Origin of the sequence: Pseudoalteromonas luteoviolacea DSM 6061, assembly GCF_001625655.1 — a bacterium.
Classification (GTDB): domain Bacteria; phylum Pseudomonadota; class Gammaproteobacteria; order Enterobacterales; family Alteromonadaceae; genus Pseudoalteromonas; species Pseudoalteromonas luteoviolacea.
The window spans coordinates 105,772-126,390 of the sequence record NZ_AUYB01000132.1 but is presented as its reverse complement, the minus strand read 5'-3'; the positions used below and the strand labels follow the sequence as shown (position 1 = coordinate 126,390).

General features: G+C 42.6%; 14 protein-coding genes. 2 read left to right on the top strand and 12 right to left on the bottom strand.

Translation table 11 applies throughout. The features are described from left to right. The 12 genes from N475_RS20575 to N475_RS20520 all read right to left on the bottom strand — a co-directional run bounded on the left by N475_RS20575 (position 1) and on the right by N475_RS20520 (position 18,747). Positions 1-4,986, bottom strand: coding sequence for a hypothetical protein (locus tag N475_RS20575; RefSeq protein WP_063356364.1), 4,986 nt, complete (start codon positions 4,984-4,986; stop codon positions 1-3). Further along, positions 4,983-7,655: a hypothetical protein gene (locus tag N475_RS20570; protein ID WP_063365871.1), complete on the bottom strand. Its 2,673-nt coding sequence runs from the start codon at positions 7,653-7,655 to the stop codon at positions 4,983-4,985. Before N475_RS20570 ends, N475_RS20575 begins: the two co-directional genes overlap by 4 nt. 101 nt (positions 7,656-7,756) lie before the next feature. Further along, positions 7,757-10,960 carry a hypothetical protein gene (locus tag N475_RS20565; RefSeq protein ID WP_063365870.1) on the bottom strand — a complete coding sequence of 1,068 codons (3,204 nt, stop codon included), beginning with the start codon at positions 10,958-10,960 and terminating at the stop codon, positions 7,757-7,759. A 151-nt stretch (positions 10,961-11,111) separates the two neighbouring features. After that, positions 11,112-11,513 (bottom strand): GPW/gp25 family protein, encoded by a 402-nt coding sequence (locus N475_RS20560; RefSeq protein WP_063356367.1) that lies wholly within the window; start codon positions 11,511-11,513, stop codon positions 11,112-11,114. 14 nt (positions 11,514-11,527) lie between these two features. Then, positions 11,528-13,117: a phage baseplate assembly protein V gene (locus tag N475_RS20555; RefSeq protein WP_063365869.1), complete on the bottom strand. Its 1,590-nt coding sequence runs from the start codon at positions 13,115-13,117 to the stop codon at positions 11,528-11,530. A gap of 1 nt (position 13,118) precedes the next feature. Then, complete coding sequence (locus N475_RS20550) at positions 13,119-13,856, bottom strand: CIS tube protein (protein ID WP_063365868.1); 738 nt, start codon at positions 13,854-13,856, stop codon at positions 13,119-13,121. 2 nt (positions 13,857-13,858) lie between these two features. Further along, entirely contained in the window at positions 13,859-14,092 is a 234-nt protein-coding gene (locus N475_RS20545) for a hypothetical protein (protein WP_063356370.1), read from the bottom strand. Between the two features lie 16 nt (positions 14,093-14,108). Then, complete coding sequence (locus N475_RS20540) at positions 14,109-14,570, bottom strand: phage tail protein (RefSeq protein ID WP_063356371.1); 462 nt, start codon at positions 14,568-14,570, stop codon at positions 14,109-14,111. 48 nt (positions 14,571-14,618) lie between these two features. Beyond that, positions 14,619-15,065 (bottom strand): phage tail protein, encoded by a 447-nt coding sequence (locus tag N475_RS20535; RefSeq protein WP_039609825.1) that lies wholly within the window; start codon positions 15,063-15,065, stop codon positions 14,619-14,621. 121 nt (positions 15,066-15,186) lie between these two features. Then, positions 15,187-16,887 carry a phage tail sheath family protein gene (locus N475_RS20530; protein ID WP_063356372.1) on the bottom strand — a complete coding sequence of 567 codons (1,701 nt, stop codon included), beginning with the start codon at positions 16,885-16,887 and terminating at the stop codon, positions 15,187-15,189. Positions 16,888-17,398: 511 nt separating this feature from the next. Then, complete coding sequence (locus N475_RS20525; protein ID WP_063356373.1) at positions 17,399-17,809, bottom strand: hypothetical protein; 411 nt, start codon at positions 17,807-17,809, stop codon at positions 17,399-17,401. 107 nt (positions 17,810-17,916) lie between these two features. Further along, complete coding sequence (locus N475_RS20520; protein ID WP_063365867.1) at positions 17,917-18,747, bottom strand: enoyl-CoA hydratase-related protein; 831 nt, start codon at positions 18,745-18,747, stop codon at positions 17,917-17,919. Between the two features lie 124 nt (positions 18,748-18,871). On the opposite strand from N475_RS20520, the gene N475_RS20515 reads away from it, so the two are divergent. Together N475_RS20515 and N475_RS20510 are read left to right on the top strand one after the other, a co-directional pair. Then, complete coding sequence (locus N475_RS20515) at positions 18,872-19,483, top strand: FecR family protein (protein ID WP_063356375.1); 612 nt, start codon at positions 18,872-18,874, stop codon at positions 19,481-19,483. 344 nt (positions 19,484-19,827) lie between these two features. Beyond that, complete coding sequence (locus tag N475_RS20510; protein WP_063356376.1) at positions 19,828-20,616, top strand: hypothetical protein; 789 nt, start codon at positions 19,828-19,830, stop codon at positions 20,614-20,616. Positions 20,617-20,619 lie beyond the last annotated feature (3 nt).

The following is a 20,619-nucleotide window of genomic DNA, read 5'->3' as shown; positions in this document are numbered from 1 at the left end:
TTACACGTGATCGTTGCGCCAGAAATAACGAGAGTCATTCATTGGCCTATCTAAGAACAATGCATGCCACAAGAAATCACCTTTGTGTTCCTCCTGCTCTTCTAGGTGATAGCAACCAGCACTGTAAATATGGTCACCTTCGCCTTTTTGAGCAGTGTTACGGCGCCAGAAGCCTTTACAAACTAGGTTCTGACACTTGTACGCTCCGCCACCATGCAACTGAGCTGTGTTGTTAATCGCGATTACTTCACTTTCATCACAATGCGCTACAGCACCACCGCGCTCAGCCTGACAATGCTGTGCTTCAATAACCGCATAACGCAGACCATATGCAGCTCCACCTTGTCTCCCTGCTCGACAATTGCGAATGTGCTTAGCTTCAAGGTTGGTAACATCCTCGCCGTAAATCGCTCCACCATCGCCACTTACACAGTGATTTTCGATAACACAATTAAGCTCAATTTGGTCAGCATAACGTAAGTTAAACGCACCACCATTTCCTTCATACATGCTCATTTCTCTGGATACTTCATGAATCGCTCCATCAAAAGTAAAGCCATGCATTGAAACGTGTTTCACTGGCGCGTCGCGATCACCACGAATAATAAATCTGCAGCCGACATGTGCTTTTACAATACGCGTTTCACGCTCATTGAAACCAACAATGCTTAAGTTTGACCCAACTTGAACAGAGTTTTTCAGCTTGTAAGCTCGACAAACTTGTCTGTGACCATTATGTGGGAATAACAAGATCGTCATGTTATTTAAGTTCTCTCGGCTAAACACCGCGTCAAACTCATCTTGGTTATGAATAGCAACTACCTTTTTGCCACGACCAAATCGCCAAGCATGTTCATCAACATATGCTTTAACCGCAGCTTGTGTAGCAACAACGTGATCTGAAGGCGTTTCACCACCTAACTCAATATCTGCCGAGGTTGCGTCAATGCAAGGGCCTGAAGGCATTTTCAGGGTTGTCGGTGAAAGCTCACCCTGGATTGAGCAATCACCGACAATTTGTGCACCCTGGTCTAAATGAAGCTGATTTTCAAGGATCAACTCTCCTTCAACCTTCAGTTGTTCTGAGATACGAACATCTCCATGCACATCTAGTTTGTGTGTTGGCTGCGCACAGCCAAGGCCGAGATTTGCGTTGCCATCCAGTACCAGTTCAGAGTTGCCACGAATACCAATATCCAGTGCATTTTCGCCTTCAGTGGTGTTTACAGACAACATCGCAATATCAGTATGAGCTTCACCAATATTCACCTTATGCTGAACATCTACTTTTGGCGCTCTGAGCATATCACCAAATTTCGCCGTGCCTTGAACTGACAGCGTATTTAGCATATTCACAGCAGGTTTGAGTTCAACCTTAGCCTGTGGCTCTAACCCTTCGACTGTCAAGCTGCCACGGATTGTTGCATCCTTATCTAAATGCACTGCATCTTTAAAGTAAGCATTGCCATGAATCGTCAGCTCTTCACCTAGGCTCAAGCTTTTTGCAAAAACAGCGTCACTCTCAAGCGTTAGCTTGCGCTCAATGGTGGTTTGGCCTTCAATTGTCACGGTGTCTTTAAAGAGCGCATCATCGTATACCGTCAAGTCAGAGCGAAGCTCCACATCACCTAAGATCTTTGCTCCATCTAGACATTCAAGTTGTCCTGTGCCGCGAAGCACACCATTTAATTCAATGTCTCCCTCTACCTTTACGTCACCTACAATGTCGAGCTCAGCTTCAGGTCGGTCGTTACGAATACCTACTCGGCCATCTTGGAATACAATCGGATTTGCACCTTTGTGGTAGATGGCAAATGCGTGCTCAAAATGATTTTGTTCGAGAATCAATTGCGCGCTGCGAAGCAGTTGAGTCTCTTCTTCATCAGACGCATGCATCGCAACGCCTATACGTGTCTCGCCAAGTAGCTCCGATGTACCGTATACGTTGACGTTGCTTCTAAAGCTTGCATATTCGTTAACGTGCAAACTGTCATCTATTTCTAAACGTCCCTGAATCGCGAGGTCTTTTCTAAAGCGTGCATCCTCAGCGACATCTAGCATGAACTCAGGTCGTTCCATACCTAGACCTAAGTACCCTCTACTTACAACCATTTGTACATTACCAGCAGGGTCATCTATACGTATCGCATGCTGGTCTTTCTCACAGATATGTAAGCGTGCGCTTGCTTGGTATGGTGCAAGCGATAAGTTCCCGGCAACATCTAAGTCTGCTCTAAAGCTTACATTGTTATCTACGGTGAGTGCATCTCGACCTTCTGTGCCATTGATAACCACACTACCCATTGCATAGTGTTCACCATGAACATTTAAATCTTCACCAATGATAGTCGAGCGAGCGACTTCCAAGTTAGAACTTATCGCTGTGTTACCGCGCACTAATAAATCATGATCAAGCGTTGTTTGCTTGGTTACATGCAGTTGACCATCTAATTGAGATTCGCCCGAAACCTGCAATGCGACTCTTTGTGCATCACCCGTATTATTGGTTACACTCACAGCCAAACCATCTTTAAGTGTCGCATGACCCTTCAGCATTGTTTTACCATCAACGGTCAATGCATCATCACCATTGTGATTTACATTTAGCTGCCCCGTTATCTGTGCAAGCCCAGTTACTGCAAGGTTTGTCTCATCGTTAGGCAACGTCTGGTTAATGGCGAGTCGACCTGGTGCCGCAATGACTTCTGTGTCTCCAGCTGAGTTAGTCACTTTAAACACGGGTATGTTAGATTCCTGTGTTAGCTTAAACTGGCTGGCAGAGAAATTAACTGTTGTGTGCTCATTTTCAATAATTGAAAACTCACCATTTAGGTGTGTATTGCCAAATACACTCAGATCAGCAGACTTTTGCGATGACCCCACTTGAGTTTGCTCAAGCGTAGCGCTAAACCCACCATGTTCGCTGCGTTCATCTACAACATACACACCGGTTAGTGATGTTACGTCCTTGTCGAACAGTGCTGCTTCACCAACATGCAATTGAGCCTGTGGATTTGGTTGAAATAAACCAATATTTTTAGCTTTAGCATGGATAAGCGACGTTGTATTCAAACCATCAAAGAAGCTCACATCTACGCTCTGAGACTGTTCATTATGTGCTAGAACAGATAGTTTGGCATCAGTTGTCCAATCGCTCTGTAAGCTATCCTTGGCGATAACAATATGCTCGCTGAAGTTTGCTTTTTTGACTTTAGCATGCTCGGTTATCTCAAGCTCTGGCGTTTTAACATCACCTTTTACTTCTAGAGATATCGCCTTGTCAGCGCTGCCCATAATTGCACTACTTTGCTTCACGCGAACAAGATGGTTACCATCTTTGTCTTTTACGAGCAATGCAGGCTCGTCTGCTATGGTGCCTTTGACGGTTAGGGTCGCTTCGTCAGAAATGCTATTTTCACCAACAGTCAGTGCTTGTTTGGCGGTCACATTAGGTGAAATTACGAGTGAATCAGACTCAATATCGTTTTTGCCGTGGATTGACGTAAAGTCTGCGTGATCTTTAACATCTAAAGTCGTGTTGATCACCGCACCTGCTTCGCTTTGTACTGGCACATTTGGTTGCTCACCGACTTGTAACTGGCGAGTACGAGTTTGCCCTTGTACCGTGGTATCTTGTGCAACATCAAGTTTGTCTACATCAGTCGCTCCAGCATTGAGTGTCATATCAATTTGGGCATGTTTAGCGGTTACTTTTTCACCCACATACAAGTTTTCAGATACTTGTGTATTAACCAATATATTGACTGGCTGTTCACCAACTAACGGCGCATTAGTCACTTTAACTAGCGTGTCATTGGAGTTACCAAGGTTTAATATGTCACCTTGATTACTTTGCACGTCTAGCTTGGCGCTAGGTGACTGGGTGCCTACAGACAACGCAGCATCAACATGTGCATTGGCACCAAATGCAGCATCTCCGTCAACGTCTAGTGACTCCTTAACTTTCACTTGCCCTGTGAATTCACCGTTTCCTTCTCCACTCAACAAGATATGTGCATCATCTTTGTTCTTACCTACCAGCACATTTTTAGTCACATGAAAGCTTTCATCGGGCGAAGCTGTACCAACACCTACTCGGCCTTCTGGATTAATGATAAACGGTGTTGCATCTTGGTTTAGATCATCCACACGCAGTAAATCGCTGGTATCTGTTGAGCGTTTACCAATATGCAATTTAGCACCAGTGCTTTGTTCATCAAGACCAACTCCGAGCTTTGCTACCTCAATATGAGACTCAAAAATTGCTGGCTTAGCAGCGAACAACTCCCCCTGTAGCATCGTTTTTTCCGCTACAGTCAGCATGTGCGCTGTTGTATCGCCACCTAACTCTGCTTCACCAGATACACTTAACGACGCAGATTGAATGTCTTTTTCAGCAATTACTGATTCTTGCGCTGTCAGCTTACCCTGAGCCGTTACATAAGGTTGGTTGTTGCCGTCAAGGCCTGCTTCTAATGCTTTAACTGTACCTTTTTTGACACTAAACTCACCAGCCGTAACACGCTCACTGATATTGGCCGTTTGTGATTTCAATTCACCTGTAGATTTCACGTTCCCGCTGACCTGTAATAGGTCATTGCCGTCACTGTCAATCTTAACTTTGTCATACATTGTCAAAGTATCTGCTTCGACTTTTAGTGCGACAGCTTCTCCACCGTTTGGTGATACAAGCAACTCGGTGTCAACTGTTACAGCATCACTGTCCACTCTAAACTGCTCAGTTTCTCCATCTGGACTCACTGACAATGCAGATGTTACAGCGATCTCTTGCTCGTCACCGTTTTGTACAACCGCAATCGGATCATCAATTTGATTAAACCCAGAGCGGATCAGAGATTCAAAATCATCGCCCGTTGGGGTTTTAAGGTCATCAAATTTATCAATTAATTCAGCCCGACTATTTTTGGCAATCACAGATGTCGTGTCGCACTCGGCTACAATTTCTTGGTCACTGACTTTGTTCATTCTTCGTTTCCTTCAGGATCTATTCGATTTGGCACGCTAGTAGCAACGATAAATTTCGAAACTACCGCTGTATTTGAGTTAATTTGAGAAAAAGACACCGGTAAAATCGGCTTAAGATAAGCCAGCGGCGAATAGCCTACGGTGAATCGAGTATTGCTGTTGGGTTCTATAAACGCATTGGGCGTACATATGTGATCAATGCATAATTGAGTCGCTAGATATATCACTTGCTGAGCATTAAACCCTTGTGGATATAAATCAGCATGAGTGGTTATAACACCAACAACCTTTTCCATAATGGACTGATAGGAGTCACCTATCACGTCTAGGTCTTCTGGTAGTGGACCTGATGCATAGCCTTGTAGTATTTGGGTCAAGTACGTCTCAAGTACCTCACTACCTTTTGGTTTATTAAGCACGTACTCAATAATGCGTTCTATCATGCTGCCTGAATCGAGTAGCAAAGACTCCAATAGCGCTCCAATATCTTTAGCAACATTAGCTATATGTGCCTGGCAATCTGAAAAACGATCTCTTTGTGCCTGACCATAAAAATTTAACCACCCATAATATAGGCGTTCAAACAGACTCATCTGCTCGCGTTGCAACCACACGCAATGCACTGACATATGTAATGGCACATGTTGAGCAATTTGGCTCTCAACTAAACTCCGAAAGTTTTCGTTGTTAAGTCGCGTCGTCCAATTTGGCAACACAAAAAATAGGGTTTCACTTTGCTGCTCACTAATTAAATCCCCCTCTAGCAAATAAAAGCTTTCGCGGTTATGCGTTGCCAATGGCATTTGGCCATGATGTGAGAACCCCAAGTTACGCATTACTAGTTGGGACAAACTGGATAATTGCGCGGTTTTAGGACACTTGGATAAGTAGTTAAAGCCACGGCAACGATTATGGCCTAGTCCGCCTATCTCATTCAAAAGCCTACATTTGTCTACATACTGGCGCAGCAACACCAATCGCGTTAATAAGTTTTCATGTGGGTTTGGATCAAATTCACATTGAGATAATGCACTGGTATAAAAGCCGAATGCTTCGCGGTATTTTAGTAAGTTGGCATTAGGTAATTTTATTGCAAACCTCGCCAAAAGGTGTGCCGCGCTATCATTCAAGCGGATTAATTGTGCAATAGAAAAATCAGCTTCAAGCTGCTGCTGCAAGCCCTGCTCTTGGTAATCTGGCATAGCCAGCTTTACCAAATGATTAATACCACTGATGCCCGTGACTGCCTGGCTTAGCTGCGTATGGGGTAACCCTACAGCACGCTGCCAGAATGTGTGCAACATTTGCTCAGAAATGGCTTCACTGGCCAACATGGAATCTAAAACCTTGCCCAAAAATTCAAAGCTTTGCTGTTGGGGTAATGCCAATACGTGGGGCAATATGTCAATCTGCTTATGCTGATCAGCAAGTATCTGATCGAACAGATGCAAGTAGCCTTTAAATTGAATTAACTGTGCTTTTTGTGCAGAGTCTATTTCGCGATTCAGCATCTGCTCTGTTACAGCATAAGTTTTAGGTAAGTCGTGCTGCAACGAAGCGTAGTGACTCAAGTGAACATATTCGCCAGAACTTTGCGAAAAGTTTTGTTCAACTGACGTAAACTGAGCACTCAATTTCTCACTAAGATTGCTTTTAATTTGCGAGATCTCTTGTTCACTAAGAGGGTAAGCTTGCCCCTCAATGACTAATGATAAACCATCGAAAAATGAGTTATTTAAAAAGCCTAGTTGGGGTGCTAAGTTAGACTGCTCAGGGTCCAAGTCAGCGACCTCGACTTGCCAATATTCATATCCAGGCTGTGCACCACCTTCAGTGATAAATCTGAACTCTTCAATTTGTTTAATATTTTGATGTTGACGTAATACGTCTAAAATATCTGAGCTGTATATGTACTTTTTAATTGGCGTATTTTCGAGGTCGCTGTCTAGGATGTAACCATTGTTTAATCTGGGTCCTTGATACACATCTTGAACATAGAGCCCCTTCTCAAACAGTTCGTGCGCGCTGTACCGAGTGACATTTGGAGAGATCTCTAAAGCAACCTTAGTTAAGATATCAGTCAGTGCATCAACGACATTATCTGTTTTTTCCAGCACCATTTTCATTCCAAGGCGGACTTCAGCTGGATTGTAAAATGCTATTTCTCCGAGTTGGTGCGTAACGCACCTTGCCCGTGCAAACACTTGGTGGATTAGGTTTTTAACCTCTTCCATTAGCTCAGGTTCATAACGATATAGCTGTACAGTTAAATCGAAACAGGTCTCGCCACTGCTTACTTTGTCATTGGTTTGTATGTCTAAGTTTTTAATAATTGGAATATCTAAAAACAAACGACGATAGTCTGCCAGTGTCACACAGTGACTGAACATTACCTCTTCGGAAGTAAGAAACTGATTAGGTACACAATCGGTTTGTGGGTCCACTTCAAGTAGATCAGCAACTGGTTGACTTAATTTATAACTTAAATCTGACAATACATACGCGAGCACTTCTAGCAATGTAATACCGGGATCAAAAACGTTGTGATCACTCCAAGTTTCAGGAGCCAACTTTTGCAGTTGCTCTATCCCTTGCTGGCGCAACCCGCTTAGGTCTTGCCCAGGATGCAGTGAAGCATCTGATGCAATTTTCAGTGCATTGGGTTCCATGTTTTTCCTCTGGGAGTTAGGTCAATATTTGAGTAGACGGTGTGCGTTCAATTCTGTGAACGCAGATGTAGATGATTAGAAACTGAGAAAAAGTGGTGCGCTTACTGCACCACAAAGTTGTGTTGAATCTTCCATTTGCCGATTCCTTCAAAAACATCTCCGGCTACGTTAGTCAGAGATATCTTGTGATTTCGACTAGGAACTAGGATTTCATCCATCGTTTTAGGAGATACCTGTGCATATTGACGAATGTTGTCATCTAGGCGCTTACCACGAATAACTTGCACCATTTTTACTGCTTGGTGCATCTCTAAAGCTTGTGCAACATCGGCCAAATAAATGGTATGAGATAACTGTTCATCACTCTTATTCCAAGGTGTTAAAGTATCCACAATTAGCTCATTGAGCTCTATCACCGTTGTTTGTATATCGAACCTTGGGTCTATCTGGATAATAATTTCTAACTGAACTTCCACATAGATTGGATCCACCACCGTAATATCTAGGTTGGGTACTGAGCGCAACTCCACTTCGTCTTGAATTTGTCGCATTAAATACCTAGGAACTTTAGGCTGAAGCAGTTCAGAATCATGGTTAAGCGGGATCACCATCATGTTAACGCCGTCACTCGTTTTATAGGCGCGAGCTGTATGTAACTCAGGAAACGTTTGTAGCGTATGATGTTCAAAGTCCCAACCTGTGAGCAACCTGTCCCGGTGTCTTAGACGTTCACTAACACGTCTGTATAGGCGGCTTTGGTCTTCGGTAACTCTGGCACCAAAACTGTCAAACGGTTGCTCTACAGAAGCAATAAGGGGATCGGTTATAACTAAAGAAGCAATACTCTCTGCTGGCAATGGCTTTATATAGTGTGATTCTGGGTGTCCTTTCGACCCTAAGGTAACTTTAACCGCTTGCGAAAAAACACCTTTGAGTCTTGAGTAAATTGGATGCGTATAGTCACTTGAAAGTACACTAGAATCAATCGCAGCCCGGATCCATACTTTTCCATCTTGATTAAACTGATCTGACTCATCAAACTCCGGTAAAGAAAAAATAATAATTCCAGAGTCTAATAAATCGTAAGTATTGTCTTGGAGTATGCGCCCCTCGCCTCCAGTGCCTTGCGAGTCTTCACGGCTAAAATGGTGCCACTTTCCCTGATTATAGTATTCCCATTTAAAGTCAGGCCTCTGAGCAAAGTTGTAGCCATCAACCGCCTCTAACTGAAATAACACACTACATTGGCCAGGCGTGACGAGGGAGCCTAAAGCGATATACAAATATCCTAAATCATCTATTTGCGGCAACAAATGTAGATTGTTTTGGCCTTCGAGTAATTGCAATTGCCTACCGATTGGAGAGATATGCTCAATCCAAATCGAGTTACCAATCGCAGCTCGTTGTGCGCGAGAAATACTCTCACTGTAGTAATTCAATTTCACTGAGTCTAGCAGTGGTGTATAAGGCTCAGGCACTTGAGTCGGAATAAAATCTCCGTTGTCCGGATCCCACTTAGTAAGGTTAATACTATTCTGATACGCATAGTATTCAGCAACTTTTAAATAGTACGGATGCCCAAAGTCTTGGTTTGAGAGCTCAAAGGTATACCATTTAGGCCATTCCTTCGCCTGAGTCAGGTTAAAGGGTAAGGTCAAGTAATCTCGTTCACCATTGTCATCATCAAAAGTAAAGGAAAGCCTGTTAGTCGAAATATTATTTTCATTTGCTGGCAAACTTTTGCTTTGCGAAACTGCCAACTCAACTTCTGGGTCAATATCCATCTCCCAAAGGTCGTCGTTGTAAAATAAATCAGCCTGTATCTTGTGATTTAACTCGTTATAGTTTTGGTCCGATTGTGAGATCAAAACTTGGTTTTTTGGCCATGTAAGTGTATCTGAGTTCTCTTTTTTCTCGGCAGCAGGCGTAATCGCATTTTGATAGTTTAGATAAGTTTTGTAGTACGCATCAAAATCATCAGGTCTGCCGACCCAGTTAAGTTCTATACTTGCTCTGGCGACACGTTTACAAAGTAACTCAGGATGAGTAAATTCAAATTTCTCAGCTAATTGGGGAGAGAAACCAAATGGTTCAAATGGTTTGGCCATATCTAAAAAGCCCGTCCCATTGTTACCAATTAGCCCATTAGCCCCGATTACTAAAGTACTTATTCGTACTTCTTGTATTTCATTTAAAGTCAGGGTTTCAAGTAGCTTTTCGCGTTTCTCCAAGTCAATACCATAAAGCGCCTGATATTTGGATTTTTTAAGTACAAATGACAAGTAAGGTAACGCTTTGTCATTGCCAATAAAGATATCTGGAACGGGCGTAATTGGCGAAAACAACTCGTCTACTGTGATGATTATTTCACTTTTTTCTTTATTTAGAGAAACCTGCTCAGCAGTTAAAAGTACAGGGCCATCTTCTGTACTGGCCCATACATCAAAGCTCTCTGGCCATGCTGTTAAGTCAAGCGGGCTTTCACCAAACTCATCACTCGAGAAGCGTAAAGAAATAATACGCTTACCACTTGATAGAAATAAGTCTTGCGACGCCACCTTAAAACCAATTTCAACTTCGGCGTCTAGCGATGATTGCTGACCGTCACCAAAAGTCATCGCGCTCACGTCTAGTTCAACACCTTGCTCGGTGTCACTGAGTATGTGGCGGCATATATCTAACCCTGAGGATGTTTTTAACTTATTTACTGTAGTTACATTGTCCACTACCGCACGATTTATTGCGCAAGGCTCTGTAGAGAGGTACGTAAGATCATTTCCTAATTCATCTTTACCTCCATCAAATTCAGTGCCTGGTTGCAAAGTCATCGACTCAACATCATTTAAGGTAATAAGAACATGGGCAGCATCAGGCTCTGCGGCCAAGGGTTCAAACCCCAACACATCCTGATAGTAATAATTTAAATGGCGCTCTATGAAATCGTTAAATTGGTTTTGTGAATGAGCGAGTAAATCTATAAAGGTGAGTAAAAGCGCCAGATCTGGCCTCGCTGCAATTTTGCGTATTACTTCATCCGCTTTGCCTGACAACACCAATTCACTCAGTGCCACAAACTTGTCAGCCTCTGGCAAAACTTTGTACCAGCTTTGTACCGGGCGCCATGAGTCAGTACCTATAAAGTGTGTATTTTTGGCTACTTCGCCTAGATAGCTAAGCCAATGTTCTATTGAGCGAGGCTCAATTTTGTAAAACCCACTGGAGAGCTCTGGTATTGTACGTCCAGTTTGGCTCAACCCCGTTTGACGATGGGTAATTTGTGAAAGACTACGAGACTTAGAAGTCATGTGATTACCTTATTAATTCGATAACGAACGGAAAACGAGTTTACTTGCGTGAAACATGCTGAATTAGCCATCAAGTAAGGCGTTCGTTCAATTGCTGCGGTGCAAAGATAAAAGTGAAAGGTGTCGCTTAGTGCTCTGAAAGTAATAGTGTTTAAACTGACTGTTCAGACAAATAAAATGGATAGACCATATTGCTTCGGCTATTTGTTTTTCTGATCAGATAGGTTAGCTCGATAAGTAGCACACCGTCATAAAGCTCTTGCGGATCAAAGGAAATATCTTCTAATATGATCCTAGGTTCATGATTCAAAAGCACAGCCGAGATTTCTTGCTTGAGCGTCACAAGTGCGGACTCACTTGCATCTTCAAAAACAAAATTTGATAGTCCTGATCCCAACTCTGACCAAAATGGTCGCTCACCTTTTAACGTGTTTAAGGCAATAGAAATCGCTTGTTTTACAAGTTCTTCCCCTTGTGCCATATGGGGCCCTGAATCAGGGCTCGCAAACTGGGGTGGAAACCCCCAGCCTTGACCAAGAAATGATTGATCCATTTTTTAATTCCTCGTTATCCAATTTCCATTTTATCTGTTACGACAGCGACTTTTTTACTTTCGATGGTGATGGATTTATCCATCTTAATTTGGCTGTCATCCGGTGTCTTTATCACAACATCAGTTTTGGCAGTCATGCCTGCTTTGTCTTTTTGCGACAAGCTATAACCTGAACTTTCACCTAATGAAATTGAGTGTTCCTTACTTCCTTCCATAATGATATGTGGCTTTTTAAAGGTGAACTTCAAACCCATTGCCTGTTCTTTAAACACCAATCCTCTTACATCGTACTCTTTCTTGTAGCCCCCTAGAGGCGGCTTTGCGACTGGGTTGTGTACTGCGCCTACAATCACTGGAAACCGTGCATCTCCGCCAATGAAGTCGACAATCACTTCGGTATCTTGATTTGGAGGCAAGAATAATCCTTCCTCTGGTCCAACATAAGGGGTCAGTAGTCTCGCCCAAATAGGCTCTGTTGTTAGGGTGTGCAGTGTAAGCGGTATACGGTGTAGCTTTTGTTTATCTTCTTTAAACGGCGCAACTTTACCAATAACAACTGGCGTTGGCGCTAGTGTTTCCCATTGTGACCAGCCACTGTTCATCAATGACAACCCCAATGTAAACTCGCAAAACCACCCTTGATTGGAGAGGTGGTGATGAATTTCACTCACCATGTAATCAGCTTTGTTACCCTCCCCTGCACCAGATACCGTAATGGCCTCTAATAGCTTGAGCTTATGTAGCGATTCGGCCACAGACATATCTACTTGAATCCGACCCTGCTGCGTATCCCATAACCGATATGTTTGTTCTGCCTTGGCTTTGGCTGCTAATTCAACTTTGTCGATAGGTGCTTGCGACTTGATAACAATGTCGGCTGTTGATCCATCTTTTTTATCACCAGAGTCGTGATTCTCACTCAGCAAAGCCTGTGTTTTAATGTCCCATGCGCTGTGGTCAACTTTCTTTGCATAAGAGCTATTGTCTAGACAAAGCTCAAACTCTGTACACCCATCCATAGCGACGTTAAACTCGGTTGCCGCTGGCTTATGCTTAGTTAGGTCAACAATATTGATCCCACCTTCTTCTTCGTAAAAAACAAAACCATTGGTTAAAATGCGATTCATCATCACTTCCCAAGGTTTTTTTTCGACCATAAGATATTGGTAATGCTTAATTTTACTTTCCGCTACGGCTTTTTTGCCTGAACAAGGTGTTAGCAAATCGTTTATTATGTCAGTGTCTGTAGAGTCTGGTTTGTATAACTTGCTGATCTGCGATTGACAGAGTTTGTTCGCTTCTCCTTTGGCGGTGATTTCAACAAATGGCGCACAGCAATAACCTATCTTGCCTCCAGTGATCACACCTGAAAAAACAGTTATTTGTGGCGCATCGCCAAAGCCGGCTTTTACTTCAATCGTTTTGCCAGGAGGAAAATCACTCGACAAAGACAAAGTGTATTTCTCTTCAGCCATATCGCCATCTTCAAACACGATTGATAGCTCAGGAATTTGATTCACGCCCCTATGTGCGATGATTTCCTTTACCCCGACTTCTAACTTCTTCTCACTGCCATCAACTAAAATGGTGTAACGTATGTCCATATTAACGCTCCAATGGGGGGTAAATAATGTCAGCCCCCACATCAGCACCACGAATTGAGGCCAGTTTATTCACGCTCGCAACTTGGTGCACGTATCCAGGTTCGCCATAAATTGACGTGACTTGACCAATGATGCTATCACCTGCTTTGTGCTGAAATACGTGAGTTAAATCCGGGGAGCTTTTACCAGTCCTCAATTTTATTTCTTTATTTGAGAGGCACTCAGACACATGGCACACAACCTGTGCCTTGACTCGATTGCCCTTACCGTTTACTAGCTCACTAATTACATGGATGTCGTTTAACATCCCATGGAAACCACCATCTGCACCGTGATTTAAAACCATATTCAACGGCATTATGGTGACAAACGCAGGTAAATGTGTTTCTCCTTGTACAGCTAATCCATATTTTAGTAATTGCTGAATGCTGTCTTCAGTTTCTGTTTCTCCAGTTTCTGCCATGCCAAGTTGACCTGGCGTTTCTATGATGGTGTCGTCGAGCAAAAACTTGATTGTCAGCATTGAAGTGGGCGATTTTTGATAACGCGCCGAACCACTCTCAGAGCCAATAATTTTAGATTCAACCAGATGATTTTGGTGAGTCACATTTAACGATTTTGGATCGTAAGGGAGAGTCAGCTCTCCCAGCTTGTTTCCATCACCACGTTCGATTTTTTTATAAAATGTTACTTTGCAAAGTGGTAGCCCACTTGCATTAATACCACTTGATTTAGTCATTATCAGGGCCTTTTATCTTTACCAAATTTTGCAAACCTAAACTCAATATGACGCTTTAAATCAGCTTCCAATTGACAAAGCAGCTCCTGAATTTCGTAGCGCCCAATCGCGTTGCTATGCTGCTCCGGTGCTGGCGCTTGCTGGGAAGGCTCGGAAGAATTATCGCCAGTACCCTCACTCGCTTGGTCTGCTCGAATGCGCGCTTTGACATGAACTTGATTACACTTTATTTCCATGTTTGCTTACTCCTTGTTACGAAGGTAAGCCTGGAACTGGCACTGAAACTAGGTCACGATAACTAAAACTCAATGATTCGATTAACACGTCATTTCGACCAGCATCAATTCCTTCCCATTCCCAACTTTCTAAAAATGCGTTTTGTACTAGCCAAGCTTGGGCTGGCAAAAAGTTATCATCTAGTATCGTGACTAAAATATCGTTCTTAACTAAATAGGTACTCCATGCATCTCCCACTACCAAGTTTTGTAGCATTAACAAACTACCTCCTTGAAAGACCCCCCTTTTCAAAGTCAGGGCCCTCGCTTGTTTTGAGTTTGCAACACTCACTCGGTTATTCGTATAGTCGATGCTCCTAGCCATTTTCAGTCCACTGACTTCCTTAAATAGAATATCAACGGGGTTAGGTATGCCAGCAGTTACAATGCTAACAAGAAAGCGATACCCAACCATCGGCGTTCTAGGATCTTGAAACATATTTCACACCTAAATGGGCACTCTCGTGCCCTAAACAAGAGAATAAAATTAGTGGAACTCGATCTTAATGTCGTCTGCCATCATTTCTAATGACTCAACACTTGCCTCATTTGAGCCACCGTTAATGCTTGGTGCAGTTAGCTTCTTAGGAAATGCATTGATCACTTTCCATGTAACTAGAGGCTGTGAACGGTCTTCATTCGTCAATGAAATTGTGATGTCCTTTTTGTCAACAAGGTTCAAGCTGATTGAAGAGATCCAATCGTAGAACTGGCTCTTCTGTTTAACTAAACCACGCTTCAATGTGATGTTCACATCTGTTGGTTGCCCAGGCATGTGTTTCTTGCCGTAGCCATCTTTATAAGTAATTGTTTCAACACCGATGTCTAGACCAGAAACTTCTGAAAACGGAATGCTTTCTTCGCCAAAACTGACAACAAATCGATAGACCGGAATTGGATATTCTGCTGCGATATCTGCTTTAGTAGTAGCCATTTAATAACTCCAAAAAAATACTTTAGTTACAGCTATGCTGTAGTGAAAAAATAGGTGTCTATTTGGCAATTTATTCTGGCCAAATAGACCTTGTGTTTCGCTGAAAACCAAAAGCTATGGCTTAGCCTTCTAAGCTTTTGTGAGAGAAAGTCAGTACGATGAATTCTGCAGGACGAACCGCAGCAAGACCGATTTCAATGTTCATCAAGCCGTTGTTAATGTCATCCTCTGTCATTGTTTGACCTAAGCCTACATTGACGAAAAATGCTTGCTCTGGAGTTTCACCAAAGAACGCACCTGAACGCCATAAGTTCTCTAGGTAGCTTTCAATCATGGTTTTAAGTTTTAACCAAGTGAATGGTGTGTTTGGCTCAAAGACTGCGAAATGCGTCGCTTTTTGAACGGACTCTTCAACCATGTTGAACAGTCGACGTACAGAGACGTAACGCCATTCATTGTCATTACCAGCAAGCGTTCGAGCACCCCAAACCAGCGTACCTTTACCAACAAAAGTACGGATTGCGTTGATTGATTTACCTGATGTCGCATCAACGTTTAGGCCTTCTTGGTCTGCATTGTCGATGGTTAGTTTAGGCATAAGTACTTGTGCAAGGGCTGCGTTCGCAGGCGCTTTCCATACACCACGATCTTTATCTGTTTTAGCCATTACACCGGCAATCGCTGGTGAAGGAGGAAGATCAAGGTAGTTTTTACCAAGCTCTGCTTTTACTTGGTTATAAACGTCTGCCGATGAGAATGGGTAAGCTGGGTTACCTATCGCCGCAAGTTGAAGAGAAGGAAGAGTCACTGGTGTCAATGCAAACTCGTTTTCGATAACAAGCGCAGTACCACCCGTTTCAACGATTTCACCATTTTCAAGTTTCACTTCTGAACCATCTGTCAAGCGGTAATAGTTCGTATCATCTGTCGCAAAAACAGTTTCAGGCACCAAGTAACGCTTACCAGCTGGGCTATATGCCGGGTCGGTAATATCGTCAGAGCTATCGCCTTTTGGCAGCAGGTAGTCTTGGCCAATCTCAACCCAAGCACCTTGGTCTAAACATACTAATTTATGAGACGGGTCTTTAGGCCACCAAACTTGTGCAGTAAGTGGCGTATTAACAACAACTTTGGTTGCATCATATGCACGTGCAATCGTCGTTGTTAGATATGGGTAATATGCTGCACCGTATTTCAGGCCAAGCGTTGCGCCAGCGCGAAGTGCAGCGGCATCTTCAGAGATTGGGTCAATGCTGGCTGCATCTGCTTGCATTTGTACATCTACAAGTGCAAAGCGGTCCATTCTTTTTTCAGCGTGTACAAGCGCTTTGTTTTGTACTTCGTAGTGTTTTGTCGTACTTAAGCCAATTGACTCTGGACTTGAGATAAGCGTTACTTCGTCAACTTTATTCAGTAAATCGATTGCCTTAGTAAAGCCTTCAGCTGATAGCATGTCACCTGCTTTACCGATACTAACGATGTAACACGCACCGCCACCATTTGCAAAATAGTGGCTTACTGATTGATGCAAGAAGTATTGTGCATCTTCTAGTTCGCCTGTACTAGACATCACAGCAAAGCCACCTGCTGACTTAGGCTTAAGTGTAAAGCTTTCTTGGTAAGCGCCACCAAATACAGCTTCGAACTCAACCATGCTGGTGATACGAACTGGTGTGTTCAAGTATGCTGGTGCATTGCCTTCTTCATTTAATTTGGTAGTGTAACCAATGAAAGCAGGGATAGCTGTTGCAACTTCTGCTACAGACGGTGGCAGCGTTGATTTCTCTTGGACATAGACGTCTGGGGTTTTATATTGAGGCATAATATTTCCTTACGTTGATAATTACATTCTAATGAGCCAGTACGGCAAGAATTTGGGTAAACGAGGCGCAAGACCCGGCTAACTGAAAAACCTATCGAATGGCAAATCAATGGGAACAAATCCACTCGAGCAAGCCTGCGCCTCTTAAGACAAAGAGCCTATACCACGGCTCCGCCACATCAGTCCCAACCGATGTGTCTTGTAAATTAATTTGTATGGCTAAGACGCCCCTTAGTCAGCACTGTGAAAAATAACTAATACTTTTTTAAATAAATCTATAAACACCTGATAAAAAACATAAAACAGAAACAAACGCTCTGTTTTTAATATTTTAAAAAGATAGAGAAGTCGCAAAACAAGTGAGTACAAAGATGTGCTATAGGTGACAGCACGGTAGCTGAAAAAAAAGCGCTCCTTTAATAATTTGGAAGCGCTTTAGGTGCACGATGATTATTCGATTCTAGCTTTATAGAAAGTATAGACTGGGTATTATGGCGTTAACCTCAAACATCTATTTTGATACCGTGATGGGCTGTGTCGGTACAAATTTAACAGTAAGTTCTGTTGGTGGCGATGGGTCAGGGATCCCTTTGTCGTTTAAGGCTGGAATAACACTCAACGAGCATTTTATGTCTCCCTTTAAAACGATGGGAGCGCCGCCTTTAAAGGTAACATCTGATAACACAATATCATTTATCGCACTAAAAGTGACAGAACCACCTGCTACATGAGCACCTTGAATATATGGAGACATATTCACTTTCTTTTTTAAGAACTTTTCAATGTCATCCTGAACTGCAATTTCACCGTGACATATTAGCCCTTTGGATACAACATCCAATGGCCCAGCTGTTGGCACTATCAAAACGCCTTTATCAAGCAGCAGGTTAAAAATAGTACTTGCGTTTAGTATTTTTATCATCGGCTTTTTCCTTCCCCGGTATAGCATATACAACGTGAAAAATAGCGAAAAAGGGCAAACTGCGCCCCATCCTTGCGCGCAAAACAGTTTGCCAACTCACACTACTCTCATTCGCTTTGTAATCGCCCCAATCTGCGTATGTATTGAATAAAGCGATTATCTCCATTTGTTATATTTGAAACCCATCTATCTATTAGGATTTTTCTTGTCTTATTTGACAGTCCATGATGATCAGCTCGATACTTTTGCAATGCAATATGACCATGCGAAGACGCCCTTACCCGCGCAACCAAATCGTAAACTGCTTTGTCGGCACAGCCTTTTTTACACAAAATATCCACTAGACCTAATTCGTATAGGGCTTCAGCGCTAAACTTTTTTCCAGAACAAACTACGTCCATAACAATGTCGCAACTGGCTTTATTGCTTAACTTTTTCGCAAGCACCGAACTTGGATAGTCATTGAACAAAATGTCTGGATTCATAAACTCGGCCTGAGGTTCAGCAATCACAATATCTGACGCCAACGCCAACGCCATCACCATGCCAGCACCCAGCGCTCGCCCTTGCACAACCGAAATACTCGTCACGCTGTCTTTTCTGCCTGTAAGTATTCGGTTAACGAGCATAAGATAATCGGCAGCATAGTTTTGCAACCCGGCGATATCTCCGTGCTGGGCGAGCTGTGCCAGCAATGTTAAATCAGCTCCCAAACAAAAAGCGCCAGTGTGATTACCGCTCAACACCTTGAATGTTGGAGATTGTGTCGCCTGCTCTGGGGCAAAAAATCGGTTTAACTGAGCTATGATAGAACCGCTCAAGCACGCTTTTTGATCAAGCTGCATTCGAGCCCAATGGAGAGAACCAGCTTTCATGATTGCTAAGGGTTCACTCTGTTGTGTTGATGTCTTTCTCACATGCACAAAAATCACTGCCATTTTCGTTTTTCTATGCTCATTGACGCAGGCTTAAAACATTTGTGACTATTTATTTGCGATTAATTAATTGAACAGCTAAAACCTATCTAAGGAAGTTGAGTAGGCAAAACAAAACAGGCTCATTATGAAAATTTCTCTGCTGGTCTATTGTTGCTTCATGTGTTTTTCAATTAGCGCTGAACAAGTGGCTAAAACGATGTTGGCGAAACATAACGTGGTCGCAACTAAAGGTGAGAAGCTCAGGACTTTAAAACGCAAGTCCTCGATTTTTAATAATGACTCTATCGCCACAGGGAAATTAGCTCGCGCTCAATTTAGATTTAGTGAAGGGACTATTCTCACACTTGGAGCTGATACCCAGTTTTTAGTGTCTGAATTTAACCATGGGCATTCACAAAAAGATCCAAGTGCTAGCTTTGAGTTTGTTGCAGGTGCATTTCGAGTCGTAACCGGTGAAATCACCAAAGTTGCTAGACCAAACTTTAAAATAAAAACACCGCTGGGATCTATTGGTATTAGAGGCACCGATTTTTGGGGTGGTAACCTCTACGATAACGAGAGCATAGAGGTCATTTTACTAGACAGTGAACATCCCATCACCATAGAAAATCAATTTGGCAAGGTGATTATCACTGAGCCAGGCACGGGTTCAACATTACGAATAGGTAAAGCGCCTTCCAAACCTGAAAAGTGGTCAAATCAAAAATTACAGGACGCTGTAAAAACAATTCAATAAAAAACGAAAGAAAACTCAAAAAAATACAGGAACTCCGACTATCTAGCATATAAAACCTTATATTCATAAAATGAGTTGCGTAGAAACCCTGATGCTTCCTTATGAAAATTTTCATTGATAAATATGTCACACTTAAAGAAATCATAACCAACTGATAAATATAGAAATAAATATTTTCAAATCAGAAAAATCAATCTGCCCAGTCAATTTGCCTGTCCCTTTTTTGTTTGCTACTTTGCACCTCGTTAACACTTTGGGCCCAAGTGATAACCAACTAAAACTGATAAAACTGACAAGTGAAACCCAGTGGTGACACTGGTATAAAACTATCCAAAGGATTAAAAATGAAAATGTTTAAATTAGGTACATTTGCTGCTGCAATGATAACTTCTGTAAGTGCAGTTGCTGCACCTATCAATATCGCAGATACAAATGGTTATGACCGCCACACTGTATACGCTGACGGCCCTGTTAGCCGTGTAGTAATCACTAGTGAATTTGCACATAACTTCTCAGCTGATATTGAGCTTCGTGACGGCGCTCGTTGTGAGTACGGTAACCTATATTCAAACGTTGATGGCAGCCACATTGTTAATGCAGCTGTTCAACCAGATCAAAACATCGTTGGCCAAGCAACTATTGGTGTTAACAATGGCATCCCTGAAGAGCGCCTAACAGATTCGAAGCTACTTAAGCTTGGTTGCTACGATGCTGACAATACTTGGTACCACGTATTAGTAAATGTACCTGGTGCACCAATTGTAAATTGGGATATTACTGTAGAGCCTGCTGGTGAGTTTGTTAATCAGCCATACTCTTTCGGCTACCACTCTGCATACCGTGTTAAGAGCACTCTAAATGTAGATAACCAGAATCGCTCTCAGTCATACTGCCACACGGTAGCAAACCGCGGTGTTTCACTTGGTCTTTTCCACGGTAAAGACACTTCAAACGTATTCCACGCTGATGTATTCACACAAGACAAAGTATATACAAATGACACAGCTCAGCCTGTGCTTTATCAAATCATCGAGTGTGAAAATGCTGCTGGTAAAACAATGGCAGTAAAAGTATTCAATCTAACTGACCCTAATGGTATCTACACTTACGAAGATCAACTTATCATCAAGTAACTG